The organism is Pseudideonella sakaiensis, from assembly GCF_048320135.1.
Lineage (GTDB): Bacteria > Pseudomonadota > Gammaproteobacteria > Burkholderiales > Burkholderiaceae_C > Ideonella_A > Ideonella_A sakaiensis_A.
On sequence record NZ_CP182947.1, the window covers coordinates 3,137,957 to 3,156,375 of the forward strand.

The following is an 18,419-nucleotide window of genomic DNA, read 5'->3' on the forward strand; positions in this document are numbered from 1 at the left end:
CATGGCCGGCTGAGCAGCTGGGGTGATCTGCGGCGATGCAGGCCGCACATCAATCGATTCGAATCTTGCACTTCTCCGAATTGCGACACAGACCGACACTTGCTGCATCGAAGTTGCTGCGACCCAAGCGGCAACGCCAACTGAGTGCAACGATGACACAGGATCTCGACCTGGCCGCCTGGATCGGCCGCAGCGAAACCGTCGCCGACCGCATCGGCCCGACCCCGGTCAAGGCACTGAACGCCACGCTCGATCATCCGAAGGCCGAAGCGCCCGACGGCACGCCGCTGCCGCCGCTGTGGCACTGGCTGTATTTCCTGCCGCTGCACCAGCAGAGCGAGATCGGCCCCGACGGGCACGCCAAACGCGGCGGCTTTCTGCCGCCGGTGCCGCTGCCGCGGCGCATGTGGGCCGGCAGCCAGTTCGAGTTCCGTTCGCCGATCCGGGTCGGTGATGCGGTCGAGCGCGTGTCGACCATCGACAACGTGACGACCAAGGAAGGCCGCACCGGCAAGCTGGTATTCGTCAAGGTGCGGCACGAGCTGCGCTGCAACGGGGCGAGCGACGCGGCGCTGGTCGAATTCCACGACATCGTCTACCGCGAGGCGAAGCAGCCGACCGATGTCGAGCCGCCGCCGCAAAGGGCGGAAGAAGGCGCCGCCTGGCGGCGCACGATCGTGCCGGACGATGTGCTGCTGTTCCGCTACTCCGCGCTGACCTTCAACGGACACCGCATCCACTACGACAGGAAGTACGTGACCGAGGTCGAGGGTTATCCGGGCCTGATCGTCCACGGCCCGCTGATCGCGACGCTGCTGATGGACCTGCTGCGCCGCAATGCGCCGGACGCCGACGTCGCGAGCTTCCGCTTCAAGGCGGTTCGGCCGACCTTCGATCTGCATCCCTTCCAGGTCAACGGCCAGCCGTCGGAAGACGGCAAGAGCGTCCGCCTGTGGGCGCAGGACCACGAAGGTTGGCTGACGATGGAAGCAGTTGCCACGCTCAGGGGCTGAGCTCCCCACCACGCATCACAAGATTACACACCGAGACAAATCGCCATGAAGCACCTGTTCACCACAGCACTCGCCAGCGCTGCCATCCTGGCGGCGTCTGCAGCTTCCGCTGCCTTCCCCGAGAAGACCGTCACCATCGTCGTGCCGACGGCGGCCGGCGGCGGCAACGATGCGATCGCCCGCACCATCGCCGAAAAACTCGCGCCGCTGCTCGGGCAGTCGGTGGTCATCGACAACCGCGCCGGCGCCAACGGCGTCATTGCAAGCGAACACGTGATGCGCGCGAAAGCCGACGGCCACACGCTGCTGCTCGGCTATATCGCCACCCATGCGATGAATCCGGCGCTGCAGAAGCTGCGTTACGACCCGGTGACCGACTTCGAGCCGGTCGGCCTGATCGGTTATTCGCCGACCTTGATGGTGGCCAACGCCAGCGTGCCGGTGAAGGATGTTCGCGACCTCGTCGCCCAGCTGAAGGCCAAGCCCGACAGGTTCACCTACGCATCGGCTGGCAACGGCACTGCGCCTCACTTCGCCGCCGAACTGTTCAAGGTCAATACCGGCGTGACGATGCTCGGCGTGCCCTACAAGGGTTCGGCGCCAGCGATCACCGACACGATCGGCGGCCAGACGCAGTTCATGTTCCCGAGCCTGTTCACCGCGGTTCCCTTCGTCAAGGCCGGCAAGCTGAAGGCGATGGCAATCGCCGGCCCGAAGCGCTCGCCGCTGCTGCCCGATGTGCCGACGCTGAAGGAGGCTGGCGTCGACGGTGTCGAGGTGCAGCAGTGGTACGCGCTGTTCGCCCCGGCGAAGACGCCGAAGGCGGTGGTCGCGCAGCTCAACAAGGCCTTGAACCAGGTGCTCGCCGATCCGCAGATCATCAAGCGCATCGAGGACCACGGCGCCGACGTCGAAGGCAGCACGCCTGAGCAACTCGCCGAACTGGTCAAGAACGAGCTGGCGAAGTGGAAGCAGGTCGTCGTGCGCGCGAAGCTGAGCGCCGACTGACCCGACCCATTCCCTAGCGAAGCAGATCCGGAAATACGCCATGCAACCCCTCAAAGGCATCACCGTCGTCACGCTCGAACACGCGATCGCCGCGCCGTTCGCAACCCGCCAGCTGGCCGACCTCGGTGCACGCATCATCAAGATCGAGCGTCCGGGATCGGGCGACTTCGCACGCGGCTACGACTCGCGGGTCAACGGCCTGGCGTCGCATTTCGTCTGGACCAACCGCTCGAAGGAAAGTGTCACGCTCGACGTCAAGCATCCGGAAGCCGCGAAGGCGCTGCAGAAACTGGTGCTCGAGAAGGCCGACGTCGTCGTGCAGAACCTGGCTCCTGGCGCTGCCGCGCGGCTCGGCCTCGGCTACGAGCGACTCGCCGAACGCAAGCCCGGCATCATCGTCTGCGACATCTCGGGTTACGGCGCCGACGGCCCCTACCGCGACAAGAAGGCCTACGACCTGCTGATCCAGAGCGAGGCCGGTTTCGTCTCGGTGACCGGCACTGCCGACGAACCGTGCAAGGCCGGGCCGTCGATTGCCGACATCGCCGCCGGCATGTATGCCTATACCAACATCCTGGCCGCGCTGATGCAGCGTGCGCAGACCGGCAAGGGCCAGCACATCGACATCTCGATGCTCGAGTCGCTGGCCGAGTGGACAAGTTATCCGCTGTATTACGCATTCGACGGTGCGCCGCCGCCGCCGCGCACCGGTGCCTCGCACGCGACGATCTACCCCTACGGACCGTTCCCGACCGGCGACGGCGGCACGGTGATGATGGGGCTGCAGAACGAACGCGAGTGGGCCAAGTTCTGCGATGTCGTGCTGCTGCAGCCGGCGCTCGCCAAGGACCCGCGCTTTGCCGGCAATGCCAAACGGGTGGCCTCGCGCGACGCCTTGCGTGCATTGATCGTCGAGGCCTTCAGCGGCCTGACCGCGCCGCAGGTCGTCGAGCGGCTCGAGGCCGCGCAGATCGCCAACGCCCGCGTCAACAGCATGCACGAGGTCTGGGAGCACCCGCAGCTCAAGGCACGCAATCGCTGGCGCGAAGTGCGCACCTCGGCCGGGCCGATTCCGGCGATGCTGCCACCGGGCAGCTGGAACGAAGGTCCGCGAATGGACCCGGTGCCGGCGCTCGGCGAACATACCGAGGCGGTGCTGGCCGAGCTCGGCATCGACGCCGAGGGCGTCCGCGCGCTGCGCGCTGCCGAGGCGATCTGAAATGAACAGCCTGCCTCGGACCTATCTGTTCGTCCCGGGCAATCGGCCGGAACGTTTTGCGAAGGCGCTGGCCAGCGGTGCCGATGCGATCGTGTTCGACCTCGAGGATGCCGTTGCCGCCGATGCCAAGGCTTTTGCACGCAACGCGATCGCGGACTGGACAGCGACTTCCAGTGCGGCGGAACGCAGCCGCATCGTCGTTCGGATCAACGATGCCCGGTACGCTGGTTTTGCCGACGACCTTCGCCTGCTGCGTGAGGCCGGCATCGTCACAGCGATGTTGCCGAAGGCCGAGGCGCCCGAGCAGATCGACGCGCTGCGTGCCGCTGCGCCGGGCGCCGAGGTGCTGGCGCTGGTCGAGAGTGCGCTCGGCATCGCCCGGGCCGACCTGCTGGCCGCTGCAAAAGGCGTCACCCGCCTTGTCTTCGGCACACTCGATTACGCGCTCGACCTCGACCTCGATATCAGCGATGGCTCCGACGCATTGACCTACTCGGCCGGCCGGCTTGCCGTGGCCTCGCGCGTTGCCGGTCTGCCGTCACCGGTGGCCGGTGTCACGCCGCAGATCGACGACGAAACCCGGCTGCTCGCCGACCTGGCCTGGGCACGCCGGCATGGCTTCGGCGCCAAGTTGTGCATCCACCCGCAGCAGGTGGCGGCCATCCATGCGGCGCTGGCGCCCGACGAACAGGCGATCAGCTGGGCGCGCCGCGTGCTCGATGCCGAAGCGGCATCGCCAGGCGCAGCCAGGCTGGACGGCCGGATGATCGATCGACCGGTCGTGCTGCAGGCCGAACGCACTTTGCAACGCGCGGGCTGCGTCTGACACCCGCGCTTCCGACTTTTTCTTCCTTCTTCAAGAGGCACCCATGGCTTCCACCATCATCGACTCGGCGATCTTCCAGGGCATCTTCAGCAGTGACGAGATGCGTCATGTCTGGTCGGACGAAAACCGCACCGCCAAATATATCGAGATCGAGCGCGCGCTCGCGATCGTGCAGGCCCGGCTCGGACTGATCCCGCAGGAGGCGGCCGACGAGATCGTCAGCCACTGCCACCTCGACCAGATCGACATGGTCAAGCTGCGCGCGCAGACCGAACGCATCGGCTATCCGATCCTCGGCGTGGTGTCGCAGCTGAATTTGTTGTGCCGCGACAAGCTCGGCGAATTCGTTCACTGGGGCGCGACGACGCAGGACATCACCGACACCGCAACCTCGCTGCAGATCCGCGAAGGCCTGGACATCGTCGAACGCGAGCTGGGTGCGATCTCGGCCGCGCTGGCCAAGCTGGCGCGCGAGCACCGCGACACGCCGATGATCGGCCGCAGCAACCTGCAGCAGGCGATCCCGATCACCTTCGGATTCAAGATGGCAAGCCTGCTGGCTGCCGTCGAACGCCACCGCGAGCGGCTGGGCCAGTTGCGCAAACGCGTGCAGGTCGGCGAATTCGCAGGTGCCGCCGGCACGCTGGCCTCGCTCGACAAGGGCGCGATGGAAACCCAGGCCGGCCTGTGCGCTGAGCTGGGCCTGGGCCAGCCGCTGATCGCCTGGCACACCGTGCGCGACAACATCGCCGAAGTGGGCGCCTTCCTCGGCCTGGTCGGCGGCACGCTGGGCAAGCTCAGCATGGACGTCAAGCTGATGATGCAGACCGAAGTCGGCGAGGTGCAGGAGCCGTACTACCACGGCCGCGGCAGCAGCAGCACGATGCCGCAGAAACGCAACCCGATCAGCAGCGCCTATATCCACGGCGCGATCAGCGTCGTGCGCCAGCATTCCGCGGCATTGATGGACGCGATGGTCGCCGATCACGAGCGCTCGACCGGCCCGTGGCAGATCGAGTGGATCGTGCTGCCCGAGGCCTTCTGCCTGCTGGCCGGCGCACTGAAGCAGGCGCGTGTGATCGTCGAGGGCCTGGAGGTCGACACCGAGGCGATGCGTCGCAACATCGACATGACCCACGGCCTGGTGATGAGCGAGGCGGTGATGATGGGCCTGGGCCCGTACATCGGCCGCGAATATGCTCACGATCTGGTCTACGACATCTGCCGCGAGGCGCTCAAGCAGCAGCGCCCGCTGCTCGACCTGCTGGCCGAGCATCCCGAGATCAACAAGCACCTGGACCGCGCCGCGCTGGCCAGGCTGTGCGACCCGGCCAACTACCTCGGGCAATCGGGCGTGATGGTCGACAGGGTATTGGCGAGCCTGGGGTGACCGGCGGCCGTCGTCAGGATCCGATCCAGACCGGATGCCTGCCGATCCGGTCGAGCAGGAAATCCATCAGCGCACGCACCTTCAGCGTCAGCACATTGGCCTGCGGATAGATCAGCCACAGCGCTGACTGGTCATCGACCCACAGATCCGGCAGCACCCGCCGCAGGCTGCCGGCCTGCAGTTCGGCAAATACGCTCCACAGCGCGTTGACCGAGATGCCTGCGCCGGCCAGCGTCGCGGCCTTCAGAGTGGCGCCGTCGTCCATCATCAGTCGACCGCCGGCCCGGCGTGGATCGAAGAAGCCGGCGGCGCCGGCTCGGCCGATCAACGGCTTCGGCGCCAGATCGCGGAAGCCGATCAGCTGATGGCGGTCCAGGTCAGCGACGCCGGCCGGCGTCCCGTGGCGCGCCAGATAGTCCGCCGATGCGCACAACACCCTGCGGTCGTCGGCGAGCTTGCGGCACTTGAGGCTGCTGTCGTCGAGCGCGGCATTGCGCAGCGCCAGGTCGAAGCTGCCCTCGATCAGGTCGAAGGGCGTGTCCGACAGGCGCAGGTCGAGCTGCACCGCCGGGTGCAGCGTGAGGAACTCCGGCAGCAGCGGCGCGATGTAGAGCTGCGCGAAGGTGCTGGATGCGGCGAACCGCAAGGTGCCGCTGGCCTGCGCGCGCCCCATGCCGAGCGCGGCCAGTGCCGCGCTTTCCTGTGCCAGCAACTCCTTCGCATAGGGCAGGAATTCGGCGCCCTCGAGCGACAAGCTCACCTTGCGCGTCGTGCGGCGCAGCAGGTCGGCACCCAGCGTCTGCTCGAGCTTGGCCAGCCGCGCGCTGGCCGCTGCCGGCGCCAGCCCCAGTTCGCGCCCGGCGGCGCTGATGTTGAGCCGTTCTGCCGCGAGCACGAAGAGCCTGACGCTGTCGGTATCCACGGTTTATATGGTTTTGTCGAAGAATGAATTCTATTCGACCTACTTTATTCAATGGATGATCATAAATAAAGTCGCTTTCATCCCAATCAATGCACCTGGAGAATCTGATGAAAGCCATGGTCCTCAATGCGTACGGCGCGAACGCTGCGTTCGAAGCCGTCGACTTGCCCCGCCCCACGGTCAAGGCCGGCCATCTGCTGGTGCGCGTCGCGGCGACCAGCGTCAACACCGTCGACACGATGATTCGCCAGTTGGGCAAGGACCTGCCGCTGTCGCCCGATCTGCCCGCCGTGCTGGGCATGGACTTCGCCGGCACCGTCGATGCCGTCGGCGAGGGCGTGACCGGCTTCGCCCCGGGGGACGAGGTCTACGGCTGCGCCGGGGGCCTTGCCGACCTGCCGGGTGCGCTGGCCGAGTGCATGCTGGCCGATGCCCGGCTGGTGGCACACAAGCCCAAGTCGCTGTCGATGCGCGAGGCCGCCGCGCTGCCGCTGGTCGGCATCACCGCTTACGAAGGCCTGCAGCGGGCCGGCGTTCGTGCCGGCCAGAAGGTGCTGGTGCACGGCGCTGCAGGCGGCGTCGGCCATGTCGCGGTGCAGCTGGCGCGCCATCTCGGCGCCGAGGTCTACGCCACCGGTTCGGGTGCAGAGGCCGCCGAGATCATCCGCGGCTACGGCGCGACGGCCATCGACTACAGGACCGAAACGGTCGCCGACTACGTCGGTCGCTACACGGCAGGCGCCGGCTTCGATGTCGTGTTCGATTCGGTGGGCGGCGCCAACCTGCCGAAGTCGTTCGAAGCCGCCGCGTTGAATGCGCACGTCGCGACCACGGTCTCGCTGCTGGAACTCGACCTGTCGCCGGTGCACTTCAAGGGTTTGTCGCTGCACGTCGTGTTCATGCTGATCCCGATGCTGCACAACGTGCATCGCGACGTGCACGGCGGGATCCTGCAAAAAGTCGCGCAGATCGTCGATGCCGGCGCGTTGAAGCCGCTGCTCGACGCACCGCGTTTCAGCCTCGAGCAAGCAGGCCAGGCCCATGCACGCCTGGGCAGCGGCGATGCGGTGGGCAAGGTGGTGGTCGACGTCGTCGCCGCAGCCTGAACACGCGAGACGCTGCGCTTCGAACTTTCGGAATGACCAATTTGAAGGAACCTCGATGACCAAGACCATTGTGCTGACCGGCGCGACCGATGGCATCGGCCTGGCCACTGCCGAGATGCTCGCGCCGCAGGGCCATACGCTGCTGCTGCACGGGCGCAGCGCTGCCAAGCTCGACGCCGTGCGCAAGCGCTTGTCGGCGCTGCCAGGCGCCGGCCGCATCGAGACCCTGGTCGCCGACTTGTCGCGCCTGGCCGAGGTCGAAACCCTGGCCGAGGCGGTGCGGTCGACGCACGACCGGCTCGACGTGCTGATCAACAACGCCGGCGTGCTGCGGACCGCGCAGACGCGCACCGCGGACGGGCTCGACGTGCGCTTCGTCGTCAACACGCTCGCGCCCTACCTGCTGACGCTGCGCCTGCGGCCCCTGCTCGGCGCCGGGCGCGTGATCAACCTGTCGTCGGCCGCCCAGGCGCCGGTAAACCTCGACGCGCTGGCCGGCACCACCCGGCTCGACGACATGGCCGCCTATGCGCAGAGCAAGCTGGCGCTGACGATGTGGTCGCGCCGGATGGCGCTGGCCGAAGGCGAGGCCGGCCCGGTGATCGTCGCGGTCAACCCGGGCTCCCTGCTGGCCAGCAAGATGGTCCAGGAAGGTTTCGGCATCGAAGGCAGCGACCTGCGCATCGGTGCCGACATCCTGACCCGCGCCGCACTGTCCGACGAGTTCGCGACCGCAACCGGCCTGTACTACGACAACGACGCCAAACGATTCGACGCGCCGCATCCCGATGCGCTGGATGAGCGCAAGGCCGACGCGCTGGTCCGAGCGATGGACGCGCTGCTGCCGGCCGGGACCACTCGGCGATGACGATTGCTCAAGGCGCGGTCTCGGCCTGACGGAACGCCTGCCGGAAGCTTGCCGGCGTGTGGCCGTCGAGGCGCCTGAAAAACTGCACCAGCGCGCCGGCGCCGCCGAATCCCAGCCGCAGCGCGACGGCTTCGATGCTGTCGCCGCCGTGTGCAAGCAAACGCCTGGCTTCGAGCAGCACGCGCTCGTCGACCAGGGCCTTGGCGGTCTGGTCGCTGGTTGCCAGGCACGCCCGTGTCAGCGTGCGTTCGGCACAACCCAGCTTCTGCGCATAACGCTGCACGGTCCAGCGCTCGATGTAATGCTGCTCGAGCAGCACGCGAAAATCCGCAACCAGTTGTGCCGCCGGCGCCGGCGCGGGGACATCGATACCGTCATCACGGTTCCACTCGATGCGCAGCAGCAGCAACAGCGCATACAGGCGCTGCCGTACCAGCGCAGCGCGCAGCTCCGGGGTGGTCTGGCGCTGCACGTCGGCGTCGATCTGATTGCAGATCGTCAGGAATTCGTCGCGCATTGCCGGCGTCAGCGTCGATCGAACCGGCCACGGGTCGCGGGCGATCAATGGTTTGATCCAGGCCAGCCGCTCGGGCAGGATGAAGACCGGATCGATGACCAGCAGCCGGGCCTGCATCGAGTCGTTGAGCGCGAAGCGGTGCACCGTGCCCGGCCGGATGACGACCAGCGTGTCGGGCTCGATTCGATACGGGACGAAGTCGATCAGATGCTCGCCGCGACCGTGCGTGTACAGCATCAGCAGCATGAACTCGAGGCGCTGCAGCGCCGCCAGGTGCGACGGGCTGCCGCGTTGGCGCAACTGGGCCAGATCCAGCGTGTCGACGCCGGGCTGGTCGGGATCGGGCGCCTTGAACTGCACCACCTCGGGCGCTCGGGGGCTGCGGCGGCTCATGTCGATTGCACCAGTTTGTCCAATTTCATGAATCGGATGTCGATTATCGGCAGTGCTTTGATGCGTGCAAGTGTCCAAACTGAAGGCTCATCACCTGGAGACTTTCATGACCCGTTCCCTGACCTTCACCCTCGCAGCCCTTGTCCTGGCCGCCGGCGCCGGCGCCGCTTCGGCTCAGACCAAGCCGCTGACCTCCGAGCAGGCGCGCCAGCAGATCGCGCCGTTCTACGAGATGCTCAATCAGCCGGCGACCAAGGACCTGAAGGCGCTGGCCGAGCAGACCTTGTCACCCGACTGGAAGTCGTACTCCGCCGACGGCGAGTTCAAGGGCCGCGAGGCCTTCGTCGGCCAGGTGGGTGGCTTCGGCAAGCTGATCCCCGATCTGCGCTGGGACATCAGGGACGTGCTGGTCGACGGCAACCGCATCATCGTGCGCAGCGAGGCCAGCGGCACACCCGTCGGGCCCTTGTTCGGCGTGCAGCCGACCGGCAAGTCCTTCCGCATCATGGCCATCGACATCCACACCATCAAGGACGGCAAGGCCGTCACCGCCTACCACGTCGAGGACTGGGCCGGTGCGATCCGCCAGCTGACGGCCAAGTGATGAGCAGGCAAGGAACGATGACGCGTGCACTGCGACGCTGGCAACGTGTGCTGGCGGCGCTCGTGGTCGGTGTGCCGATGGCTGTGGGCCTGGCAGCCTGTGTCGCGACGGCCGGTGCGCAGGTCGATACGACAGCTGCAGCGCGAGTCGAGTCGCGCGAGCAGGTGGTGGTGATCCACGGCCTCGGACGAAGTGCATCGGCCATGCGACCGTTGGCGCAGCGGCTGGCCGATGCAGGCTATGCGGTCACGCTGGTCGGCTACGACTCGTTCGGCGCCACCACCGGCGAGGCGGTGGCCGAGGTGCAGGCGCAGATCGACGCCTGTTGTGCCGCGTCGAGCACGCTGGTGCACTTCGTCGGCCATTCGCTGGGCGGCCTGCTGATCCGCGCCTACCTCGCCGACCGGGCGATACCCCAGTTGGGCCGTGTCGTGATGCTGGGCACACCGAACCAGGGCACGCCGGTGGTCGACCGCAACCGCGATGCCTGGTGGATGCGGCTCGCCGGTCCGCTCGCCAATTCGCTGGGCACCGGTTCGGACGGTTTTGCCAAGACCCTGCCCGCGCCAAGCTATCCGGTCGGGGTGATCGCCGGACAAGTCAGCCGTGACGGCGGGCCGATGGGCGAGCTCGGCGAGCCGAACGACGGGCTGGTGCCGGTGGCGTCGACGCGGCTGACCGGCATGCAGGATTTCGCCATCGTCGACGTCAGGCACTCGGCGATGCGCGACGACGAACGCGTCGCGCAGCACACCATCGCGTTTCTGCGCGACGGGCGCTTTTGAATGACCCGGCCGGCACCGGGTAGCAAGCACGGTTCCGGCAACGGGTGCTTTTTCGAATCGAGGGGAGATACCGATGTACAAGCTGAATCGCGTCCTTGCGGCGCTGGCAATCGTGCTGGCGAGCCTGCTGTCGATGAATGCCGCGGTCGCCCAGCAGCAGCATGTCTGGAAGGCCGCCGATGGTGTCTACAGATATGGGCCCGGGAATGGATATTTCTCGATGTTCGTCGTGACCAGCGAAGGCGTCATTGCGATCGAGCCTGTCAATGCACAGCATTCGCGGGGCTTCGTGCAGGCGATTCGAAGCGTGACGGACAAGCCGATTCGCTATCTGCTGCACAGCCACAACCACTGGGATCACTCCAAGGGCGGGCAGGTATTCCGGGATCAAGGCGCAAAGATCGTCGCGCATGTCGAGGCCTTCGAGTGGATGAAGGCCAACCCGCATCCGGAGCTCGCTCTGCCCGACGAATCCTGGGCCGGCAACCGGAAGGAATTCGTGCTCGGGGGCAGGACCATCGAGCTGCACTACCTTGGCATGAGCCACGGTCTTGGCATGACCGTCTTCCTGTTGCCGAAGGAGAAGATCGCCTACATCGCCGATATCGTCACTCCGAACCGTGTCCTGATGAGCATCGTGCCGGACTTCAACATCAAGGAGTGGCAACGTACGCTGCGGCAGGTCGAGGCACTGGACTTCCAGTCGGCCATCTTTTCCCACACCCACGCGATGGATCCGTTCGGCAGCAAATCGGACGTGGTCGCGGTGCGCGAATTCATCGAGGATCTTCAGGCAGCGATTACCGCCGAATTCAAGAAGGGAACACCGTTTGCAAGCATCCCGTCTGCGGTCAAGCTGCCCAAGTACGAACACTGGGCCATGTACAGGGAGTGGTTGCCGATGAATGTCTGGCGGGTGATGCTGGACATGCACATGGGGCCATACCCCTGGCGGCCCGAGCATGCCTACGAGGGGTCGCGGTGAGCATGCAAGACTTGTGCTTGAACCGGCGGGGCCAGCGCGTCCGCCATGCGATCGCCACGAGGACTTGAGTGGCTGACGTTGGTCTCGTCGCGCCAACTCCGATCTGATTCGCATAAAGGAAGTCACCATGAAGATTGCAGTCACCGCTGCCAGTGGAAAGCTGGGTTCCGCCATCGTCAAGGCCACGTCCGAACTTCTCGGCAGCGAAGGCGTCATCGCCGTGGCACGTTCGACCGAGAAAGCCCGGGGCCTGGGTGTCGAGGTGAGGGCGGGCAGCTACGACGATCGCGCCGCGCTGGAGCGGGCTTTCCAGGGCATCGACGCCGTGTTGCTGGTGTCGGGCATGGACGCGCCGGACAAACGCGTCGTTCAACACCGCAACGTGATCGACGCGGCCAAGTCTGCAGGTGTCCAAAAGATGGTCTACACCAGCGTGCAGGGGCCGCTGGCCGATTCGGCGTTTTCGCCGATCGTGCAAAGCAACCGCCAGACCGAAGAAGACCTGAAAGCCAGCGGACTGGACTGGACGATCGGTCGCAACGGCATCTACATCGAGCCCGATGTCGAATACATCGACCAATACGCGAGCAGCGGCGAAATCGTCAACTGCGCGGGCGATGGCCTTTGTGGCTACACCACCCGGCCCGAATTGGCCCATGCCTATGCTCGGATGCTGACCCAGCCACAGCACAGCGGCCAGACCTACAAGCTGCACGGCGAGCGCATCACACAGGCGACGCTGGCGCAGCACCTGAGCGACGCCTTCGGTGTGCCCTTGCGTTACCGCGAAATGGATGTGGAGGCGTACCGGGCCGATCGGATCGCCGAACTGGGCGAGTTCATCGGCAACGTGGTCGCGGGCATCTACGAGGGAATCCGGGATGGCGCCTACGACGCGCCGAGCGATTTCAAAGCTGCGGCCGGACGCGATCACCAGTGCTGGTCCGATTATTTCGCTGTGTTGAAGCGGGGCCGGGCCAGCTGACGCCGCGCGCGGCTTTGTCCGCGACGCCATGCGCGGCGTGCCGACCAGCTGACTTCCCGCTCGCTGGACAAGCCCGAGACCGACCAAGTCCAGCTCAAAAAAAAGGGCCCGACAAACATCGGGCCCTTGTCAACTCCGGTGGGCGATCGCCCCCGGCTTCCGCTGAGTGATGGTGACGATCAGAAGCGGTGAAGCACACCCGCCTCGAATCCGGTCGAAGAAGTTCCGGCAGCCAGGCCGGCTGCGCCGCCCGGGATCGCGAACCGTGCACCGCCGTCGTTCGAGATGCGGGCCAGGCTCGAGTACAGCGCGGTGCGCTTGGACATGTTGTAGACATAGCCGAGGCCGAGCTTGGTCGCATCGTTGGCGCCAACGTTGGTGGCGCCGACTCGGCCGTCCATGTCGACCTTGTGCCACGATGCCTTGACGACGTGCTGGCCGAAGGTGGCTTCGGCGCCGAGCATCAGGTTGGTCTGCTTGACGGTGCTGTATTTCATCTGCCGCCACGCTGCGCTCAGTTCGACCGGACCGGCCTTGACATTGCCGCCGACGACATGGTCCTTGAATTTGCCGAGCGTCGTCAGGCTGTTCTCGGATTGCGTCGAGGCTGCCGACACGCCGAAGGCCTTGGTCGCATAACCGATCCGGACGCCGGCCAGCTTCGCACGGCCTGCGGTTGCATCGCCGCCTTCGCCGAGGCCGATCATCACCTCGCCTTCGATGCCGCCGAGCTTGGGCAGCAGGTACTGCACGGCATTGTCGGCCCGCACCGTCGTGTTGTTGTTGCTGCCGAAGGCAGAGCGGATCGGGCCGGTCGGCGAACTCGAGAAGAAGTCGCTCGATCGCGCGACGCCGACATACGAGAACGGGTCGTAGCGGCTCCAGTTGCGGTAGCTGGGCACGAAGTCACGGCCGAGCCGGACTTCGCCGATGGCCTTGCTGGCGACGCTGACGGTGGCGCGGCGGTCCCAGAATTTGCTGGTGCTGTTGGCGGTGCCGTCGTCGAGCGTCAGGCCGTGCTCGAGGTGGAAGCCGGCGCTCAGGCCGCCGCCGAGATCCTCGACGCCGCGAAAACCGATGCGGCTGGTCGAGCCCGAGCCACTGACCAGGCTGCTGACCGAGCCGAGGCCCTGGTTGTCGACGTAACGGACGGCCGCGTCGGCAATGCCGAACAGCGTCACGTTGCTCTGGGCCTGGGCCGTCATCGGCGCAAGAAAGATGCCGGCCAGACTGGCGGCGAGGATCTGCGGTTTCATCGAGGGAGGTCTCCTGCGGGGTTGGATTCGACTGCTGGCCGGCCACCTGGTCGCAGGGCCGGCAAGTCAGGGCAGGATGATTCCGTGGCGCGATGAACCTGTGAATTGCACAGTTGCGATCGATTGATCCACGAAGCGCATCGATCGCAGGCAAAGCGACTCGGCCGATGTCGCGACCGCCTGGTCGAGTTCAGGCCTTCTTCGGCTTCGCCCTCTTCGCGGCCGGCCGCGAATGCCGATCCGACGTCCGTCCCTCCATTTCGACGCACAGGTCGTAGATCTGCTGGGCCGCTGGCGGCAGCGGGCGGCCGCGCCGCTGGATCAGGCCGACCTTGCGGGTGACCTCCGGATCGACCAGCGGCACGCTGACGAGCAGCGGGTGATCGGGGCCCGGCATCGCCATCGACGGAACGGCGGCGACACCGATGCCGGCCTCGACCAGGCCGAGCATCGTCGTCACATGCCGGGTTTCGCAGATGCTTTTTGGCTGGATCACGCCCGCGAGCGCCTGGTCGAGCAGCAACCGGTTGCCGGACGACTTGGCAACCGCGACAAAGTCGTATTCGACAAGTTCTTCCCAGCGGACCTGACGCCGCCTTGCCAGCGGATGGTCGCGTCGGCAGGCGGCGACGAAGCGTTCCTCGATCAGCGTGCGGAATTCGATGTCGCCTTCCATCGCGCCCATGAAATTGAGGCCGAAATCGGCTTCGCCGCGCGACACCGCCGACAGCACATCGTTGGCGCTGGCATCGATGACCTTGACCCGAACATTGGCGTCACGCTCGCGGCTGCGGGCGATCACGTGCGACAGGAAATGGTTGACCGCCGACGGCACGCAGGCGATCGTCACCTCGCTCATCCGCATCCGCTTGTCGCCGCGGATGCCCATCAGCGTGACGTCGAGATCGTCGAGGATCTGCCGCACCTTGCGTTCGAAATCGCGGCCGACCGCGGTCAGCTCGACATGGCGCGTCGTGCGGTTCAGCAGCCGCACGCCGAGCGCCTGCTCGAGCTTGTCGATGCGCCGGCTGAACGCCGGTTGAGAGATGTGCACCGCCTCCGCAGCCTTGCGGAAGTTGCCCAACTCCGCAACCGCACGAAAAGCCAGCAGGTCGTTGAGATCGAACTCGATCGCCAAGGCTCTGTCCTCCGGTTCGCTGATGCGCATTGTGGATCAATCGATCCCAACTATGCAATTCACAACCACAACGCGATTTCCGATGATCCCTCCACGCGTCGAATGCCAACGAGCCGGCGCCGAACCGCCACGCCTCGTGTTGGCACAGACCAGACCCGATTGGAGACAAAGCCATGAAACTGCCATTCCGCAAGTCCACCGCCGCCAAGGCGTCACTGACGTTCGCCGCTGCACTGTCCGCGGCTGCTTTGCTGCTGCCCGCCGCCGCCACTGCGCAGTCGGCAGAATTCGCCGGCAAGACGATCGAATTCGTCATTCCGTTCGGCGTCGGCGGCGGCTCCGACACCTGGGCGCGTTTCAATGCGCCGTTCCTGTCGAAATACCTGCCGGGCAATCCGATCGTCGTCGTGAAGAACGTGCCGGGCGGCGGCTCGATCACTGGCAGCAATCGTTTTGCAGCGAGCGCGAAACCGAACGGCCTCGAAGTCCTCGGTACATCGGCGTCAACGCAGTTTCCGTTCCTGCTCGGCGATACCCGGGTGCAATACGACTACAAGGATTGGCAGGTGGTGATGGCCGCGCCAACCGGCGGCGTCACCTATGTCAGCTCGTCGCTCGGCGTCAAGTCGGTGAAGGACCTCGCGAAGCTGAAGAACAAGCGGCTGGTGTTTGCGAGCCAGGGCGCGACCTCGCTCGACCTGGTGCCGCTGCTCGGCTACCGCCTGCTCGGCCTCGACGTTCACCATGTGTTCGGCATGAAGAGCCGCGGCGAGGGCCGCCTCGCGTTCGAGCGCGGCGAAGCGACGATCGACCACCAGACCACATCGGCCTACCTGAAGAGCTCGCTGCCGCTGGTCAAGGAAGGCAAGGCCGTGCCCTTGTTCAGCTGGGGCGTCACCGACGACAACGGCAACATCGTTCGCGATCCGACCTTCCCGGACCTGCCGCACATCGGCGAGGCGATCCAGATCGTCACCGGCAAGCCGCCGTCCGGCGGTGAGTGGGAAGCGTTCAAGTCCTTCCTGATTGCCGGCTTCCCGGCGCAGAAACTGCTGGTGCTGCCAAAGGCCACGCCGCAGCCGATCGTCGAGGCCTACCGCAATGCGGTGCGCAAGATGAAGCAGGACCCGGAGTACCAGGCCGGCAAGGAAGAGGCGCTGGGTGGCTACGAGCAGGTGACCGACAAGGCCGCCGAGTCGCTGTACCGAGAAGGCACGACGCTCGCGCCGCACGCCCGCTCGTGGGTGCGACATCACCTCGAGAAAAACTACAACGCGAAGTTCTGAGCCTCTGAGCCTGTTGCGCGGGTAGGCACGGCTGCGGCCGCGGCCGCGGCCGGCCCGCCCCTGCTTGCCATTCACGAAAGCCCCGGAGAAGACGATGTTCGACGCAATGAATTCAGCCCTGGCCGACCTGTTGTCGGTCCAGCACCTGGCCTACATGCTGCTGGGCATCGTCGTCGGACTCGGCGTCGGCATCCTGCCGGGCCTCGGCGGCATTGCCGGCATGTCGTTGCTGATGCCATTCATCTACGGCATGGACACGGTGTCGGCAATCGCGATGCTGATCGGCATGGTCGCGGTGATCCCGACCGGCGATACCTTCACGTCGGTGCTGATGGGCATCCCCGGTTCCAGCGCGAGCCAGGCCACCGTGCTCGACGGCTATCCGCTGGCGAAGAAGGGCCAGGCGGCGCGCGCGCTGAGCGCGGCATTCTCCGCATCGATGCTCGGCGGCGTCTGTGGCGCGATCATGCTGACCGGCTTCATCGTTGTCGCGAAGCCGCTGATCCTGATGTTCTCGACCGCCGAGCTTTTCATGTTCGCGGTATTCGGGCTGTCGGTCGTCGGCGTGCTGGCCGGCGCGAGCATCGTGCGCGGCGTCGTCGCCTGCGGCCTCGGGCTGATGTTCGGCGCGATCGGCGCTGCGCCGGCGACCGGCGAAAGCCGCTTCGACCTGAAACTCGACTACCTGCAGGACGGCATTCCGCTGGTCATCGTCGGCCTCGGGCTGTTCGCGATTCCCGAACTTGCCGAGCTGATGCGCCGCCAGCGCGCGATCGCCAGCGGCGCTACGCTGGGCTCAGGTTGGCTGCAGGGCGTTCGTGACACGCTGCGCCACTGGTTCCTGGTGCTGCGCAGTTCTGCGCTCGGCACCTTCATCGGCGCGATTCCCGGCCTCGGCGGCGGTGTCGTCGACTGGATCGCCTATGGCCATGTGGTGCAGTCGTCGAAGGACAGCTCGCAGTTCGGCAAGGGCGACGTGCGCGGCGTCATCGCACCCGAATCGGCGAACAACGCGCTGCAGGGCGGTGCGCTGATGCCGACGCTGCTGTTCGGCATCCCGGGCTCCGGCAGCATGGCGGTGTTTCTCGGCGGCATGGTGTTGCTCGGCCTGCAGCCCGGCCCCAGCATGGTCACAACCGAATTGACGCTGACGTACACGATCGCCTGGACACTCGCGATCGCCAGCGTGATCGGCGCCTTCATCTGTTTTCTGCTCGCCAAGCCGATCGCGCGCATCACCTTCATCCCGTTCGACAAGATCGCGCCGGTGATGCTGATGCTCATCTGCTTCGCCGCATTCCAGGCACGACGCGACCTGACCGACTTGCTGGTGTTGTTCGGCGTCGGCATCCTCGGCATCTACCTGCGCCGTTTCGGCTGGCCGCGCCCGGCTTTCCTGATCGGTTTCGTGTTGTCCGGCCAGGTCGAGGCCTATCTCTACCAGGCGCTGCAATTCTTCGGCTGGGGCTTCCTGCAGCGCCCGGGCGTGCTGATCATCGGCGCGCTGGCGGCTGTCTCGCTGTTGCTGGCGGTGCGCAATCGGGTCTCCGAAGATGGTGCGGTCAGCAAGCCTGCGGAGGGCAAAGCGGCCACCGCGCCGGTGGTGCCGACAGGGGGCGTCACGCGTGCCGAACGGGCACCGCAGCTGTTGTTCGCATTGCTGATGATGGTGCTGTTCGGTTATGGCGTTGCCAGCAGTTATCCGCTGTCCTTTCTCGGCTCGGTCTTCCCGCTGTACACCTCGCTCGTGATGCTGTTCTTCAGCGCCTTGCTGTTCTGGCAGCTGTGGTCGGCAGCACCTGGACACGCGGCGCACTGCGACCAGGAAGTCGGCGCAGTCGCCACCGGCACGGCCGACGGCAGCTCGGTCTGGCCGTCGATCGGCTGGTTCGTGCTGCTGTTCGGAATGACTGCGCTGGTCGGCTTCATCCTCGCGCTGGCGGTGTTCATCACGGCCTACCTCGTCACCCGAACCGCATTCGGCTGGCTGAAGAGCCTGGTTTACATGGCCCTGTGCGTCGGCTTCATGGTCACGCTGGGCCACTTCCTGACACTCGATTTCCCGGCCGGTGCGCTGCAACGTGTCGTCGAACTGCCGTGGCCGCTGAAATGACTCCG

General features: G+C 66.1%; 17 protein-coding genes. 13 read left to right on the forward strand and 4 right to left on the reverse strand.

Annotation, left to right across the window (positions count from 1 at the left end; translation table 11 throughout):
* Positions 1-152 precede the first annotated feature (152 nt).
* Genes ACNH6H_RS14235 through ACNH6H_RS14255 form a run of 5 tightly spaced genes read left to right on the forward strand, consistent with a single transcriptional unit; the run spans position 153 to position 5,456 of the window.
* Entirely contained in the window at positions 153-1,013 is an 861-nt protein-coding gene (locus ACNH6H_RS14235; RefSeq protein WP_418318553.1) for an FAS1-like dehydratase domain-containing protein, read from the forward strand.
* 45 nt (positions 1,014-1,058) lie between these two features.
* Entirely contained in the window at positions 1,059-2,021 is a 963-nt protein-coding gene (locus ACNH6H_RS14240) for a Bug family tripartite tricarboxylate transporter substrate binding protein (RefSeq protein WP_418318554.1), read from the forward strand.
* Between the two features lie 40 nt (positions 2,022-2,061).
* Positions 2,062-3,240, forward strand: coding sequence for a CaiB/BaiF CoA transferase family protein (locus tag ACNH6H_RS14245; RefSeq protein WP_418318556.1), 1,179 nt, complete (start codon positions 2,062-2,064; stop codon positions 3,238-3,240).
* 1 nt (position 3,241) lies between these two features.
* Positions 3,242-4,066: an HpcH/HpaI aldolase/citrate lyase family protein gene (locus ACNH6H_RS14250; RefSeq protein WP_418318557.1), complete on the forward strand. Its 825-nt coding sequence runs from the start codon at positions 3,242-3,244 to the stop codon at positions 4,064-4,066.
* Positions 4,067-4,109: 43 nt separating this feature from the next.
* The gene (locus ACNH6H_RS14255; RefSeq protein ID WP_418318559.1) at positions 4,110-5,456 is read left to right on the forward strand and encodes a class-II fumarase/aspartase family protein; all 1,347 of its coding nucleotides are present in this window, start codon (positions 4,110-4,112) and stop codon (positions 5,454-5,456) included.
* A 13-nt stretch (positions 5,457-5,469) separates the two neighbouring features.
* Here the strand turns inward: ACNH6H_RS14255 and ACNH6H_RS14260 are convergent, their stop codons facing one another.
* A complete protein-coding gene (locus ACNH6H_RS14260) occupies positions 5,470-6,378 on the reverse strand; it encodes a LysR family transcriptional regulator (RefSeq protein ID WP_418318561.1) in 909 nt (302 codons plus the stop codon).
* 107 nt (positions 6,379-6,485) lie between these two features.
* Between ACNH6H_RS14260 and ACNH6H_RS14265 the strand changes: the two genes are divergently transcribed.
* Positions 6,486-7,484 (forward strand): zinc-dependent alcohol dehydrogenase family protein, encoded by a 999-nt coding sequence (locus ACNH6H_RS14265; protein ID WP_418318563.1) that lies wholly within the window; start codon positions 6,486-6,488, stop codon positions 7,482-7,484.
* A gap of 55 nt (positions 7,485-7,539) precedes the next feature.
* On the forward strand, positions 7,540-8,352 hold the full coding sequence (locus tag ACNH6H_RS14270) for an SDR family NAD(P)-dependent oxidoreductase (protein WP_418318564.1): 813 nt from the start codon (positions 7,540-7,542) through the stop codon (positions 8,350-8,352).
* A gap of 7 nt (positions 8,353-8,359) precedes the next feature.
* Here ACNH6H_RS14270 and ACNH6H_RS14275 read toward each other — a convergent pair whose 3' ends face one another.
* Complete coding sequence (locus ACNH6H_RS14275) at positions 8,360-9,262, reverse strand: helix-turn-helix domain-containing protein (protein WP_418318565.1); 903 nt, start codon at positions 9,260-9,262, stop codon at positions 8,360-8,362.
* Between the two features lie 106 nt (positions 9,263-9,368).
* Here ACNH6H_RS14275 and ACNH6H_RS14280 point away from each other — a divergent pair, with 106 nt between their 5' ends.
* The 4 genes from ACNH6H_RS14280 (at position 9,369) to ACNH6H_RS14295 (ending at position 12,621) form a co-directional block, all read left to right on the forward strand.
* Positions 9,369-9,866, forward strand: coding sequence for an ester cyclase (locus ACNH6H_RS14280; RefSeq protein WP_418318566.1), 498 nt, complete (start codon positions 9,369-9,371; stop codon positions 9,864-9,866).
* 17 nt (positions 9,867-9,883) lie between these two features.
* Entirely contained in the window at positions 9,884-10,651 is a 768-nt protein-coding gene (locus tag ACNH6H_RS14285; RefSeq protein ID WP_418318567.1) for an alpha/beta fold hydrolase, read from the forward strand.
* Between the two features lie 73 nt (positions 10,652-10,724).
* A complete protein-coding gene (locus ACNH6H_RS14290) occupies positions 10,725-11,636 on the forward strand; it encodes an MBL fold metallo-hydrolase (protein ID WP_418318569.1) in 912 nt (303 codons plus the stop codon).
* A 127-nt stretch (positions 11,637-11,763) separates the two neighbouring features.
* Complete coding sequence (locus tag ACNH6H_RS14295; RefSeq protein WP_418318571.1) at positions 11,764-12,621, forward strand: SDR family oxidoreductase; 858 nt, start codon at positions 11,764-11,766, stop codon at positions 12,619-12,621.
* A gap of 179 nt (positions 12,622-12,800) precedes the next feature.
* Here the strand turns inward: ACNH6H_RS14295 and ACNH6H_RS14300 are convergent, their stop codons facing one another.
* Together ACNH6H_RS14300 and ACNH6H_RS14305 are read right to left on the reverse strand one after the other, a co-directional pair.
* Complete coding sequence (locus tag ACNH6H_RS14300; protein ID WP_418318572.1) at positions 12,801-13,877, reverse strand: porin; 1,077 nt, start codon at positions 13,875-13,877, stop codon at positions 12,801-12,803.
* A 190-nt stretch (positions 13,878-14,067) separates the two neighbouring features.
* Positions 14,068-15,015, reverse strand: a complete 948-nt coding sequence (locus ACNH6H_RS14305; protein WP_418318574.1) for a LysR family transcriptional regulator — start codon at positions 15,013-15,015, stop codon at positions 14,068-14,070.
* A gap of 173 nt (positions 15,016-15,188) precedes the next feature.
* Here ACNH6H_RS14305 and ACNH6H_RS14310 point away from each other — a divergent pair, with 173 nt between their 5' ends.
* Entirely contained in the window at positions 15,189-16,301 is a 1,113-nt protein-coding gene (locus ACNH6H_RS14310) for a hypothetical protein (protein WP_418318575.1), read from the forward strand.
* Between the two features lie 94 nt (positions 16,302-16,395).
* The gene (locus ACNH6H_RS14315) at positions 16,396-18,414 is read left to right on the forward strand and encodes a tripartite tricarboxylate transporter permease (RefSeq protein ID WP_418318576.1); all 2,019 of its coding nucleotides are present in this window, start codon (positions 16,396-16,398) and stop codon (positions 18,412-18,414) included.
* Positions 18,415-18,419 lie beyond the last annotated feature (5 nt).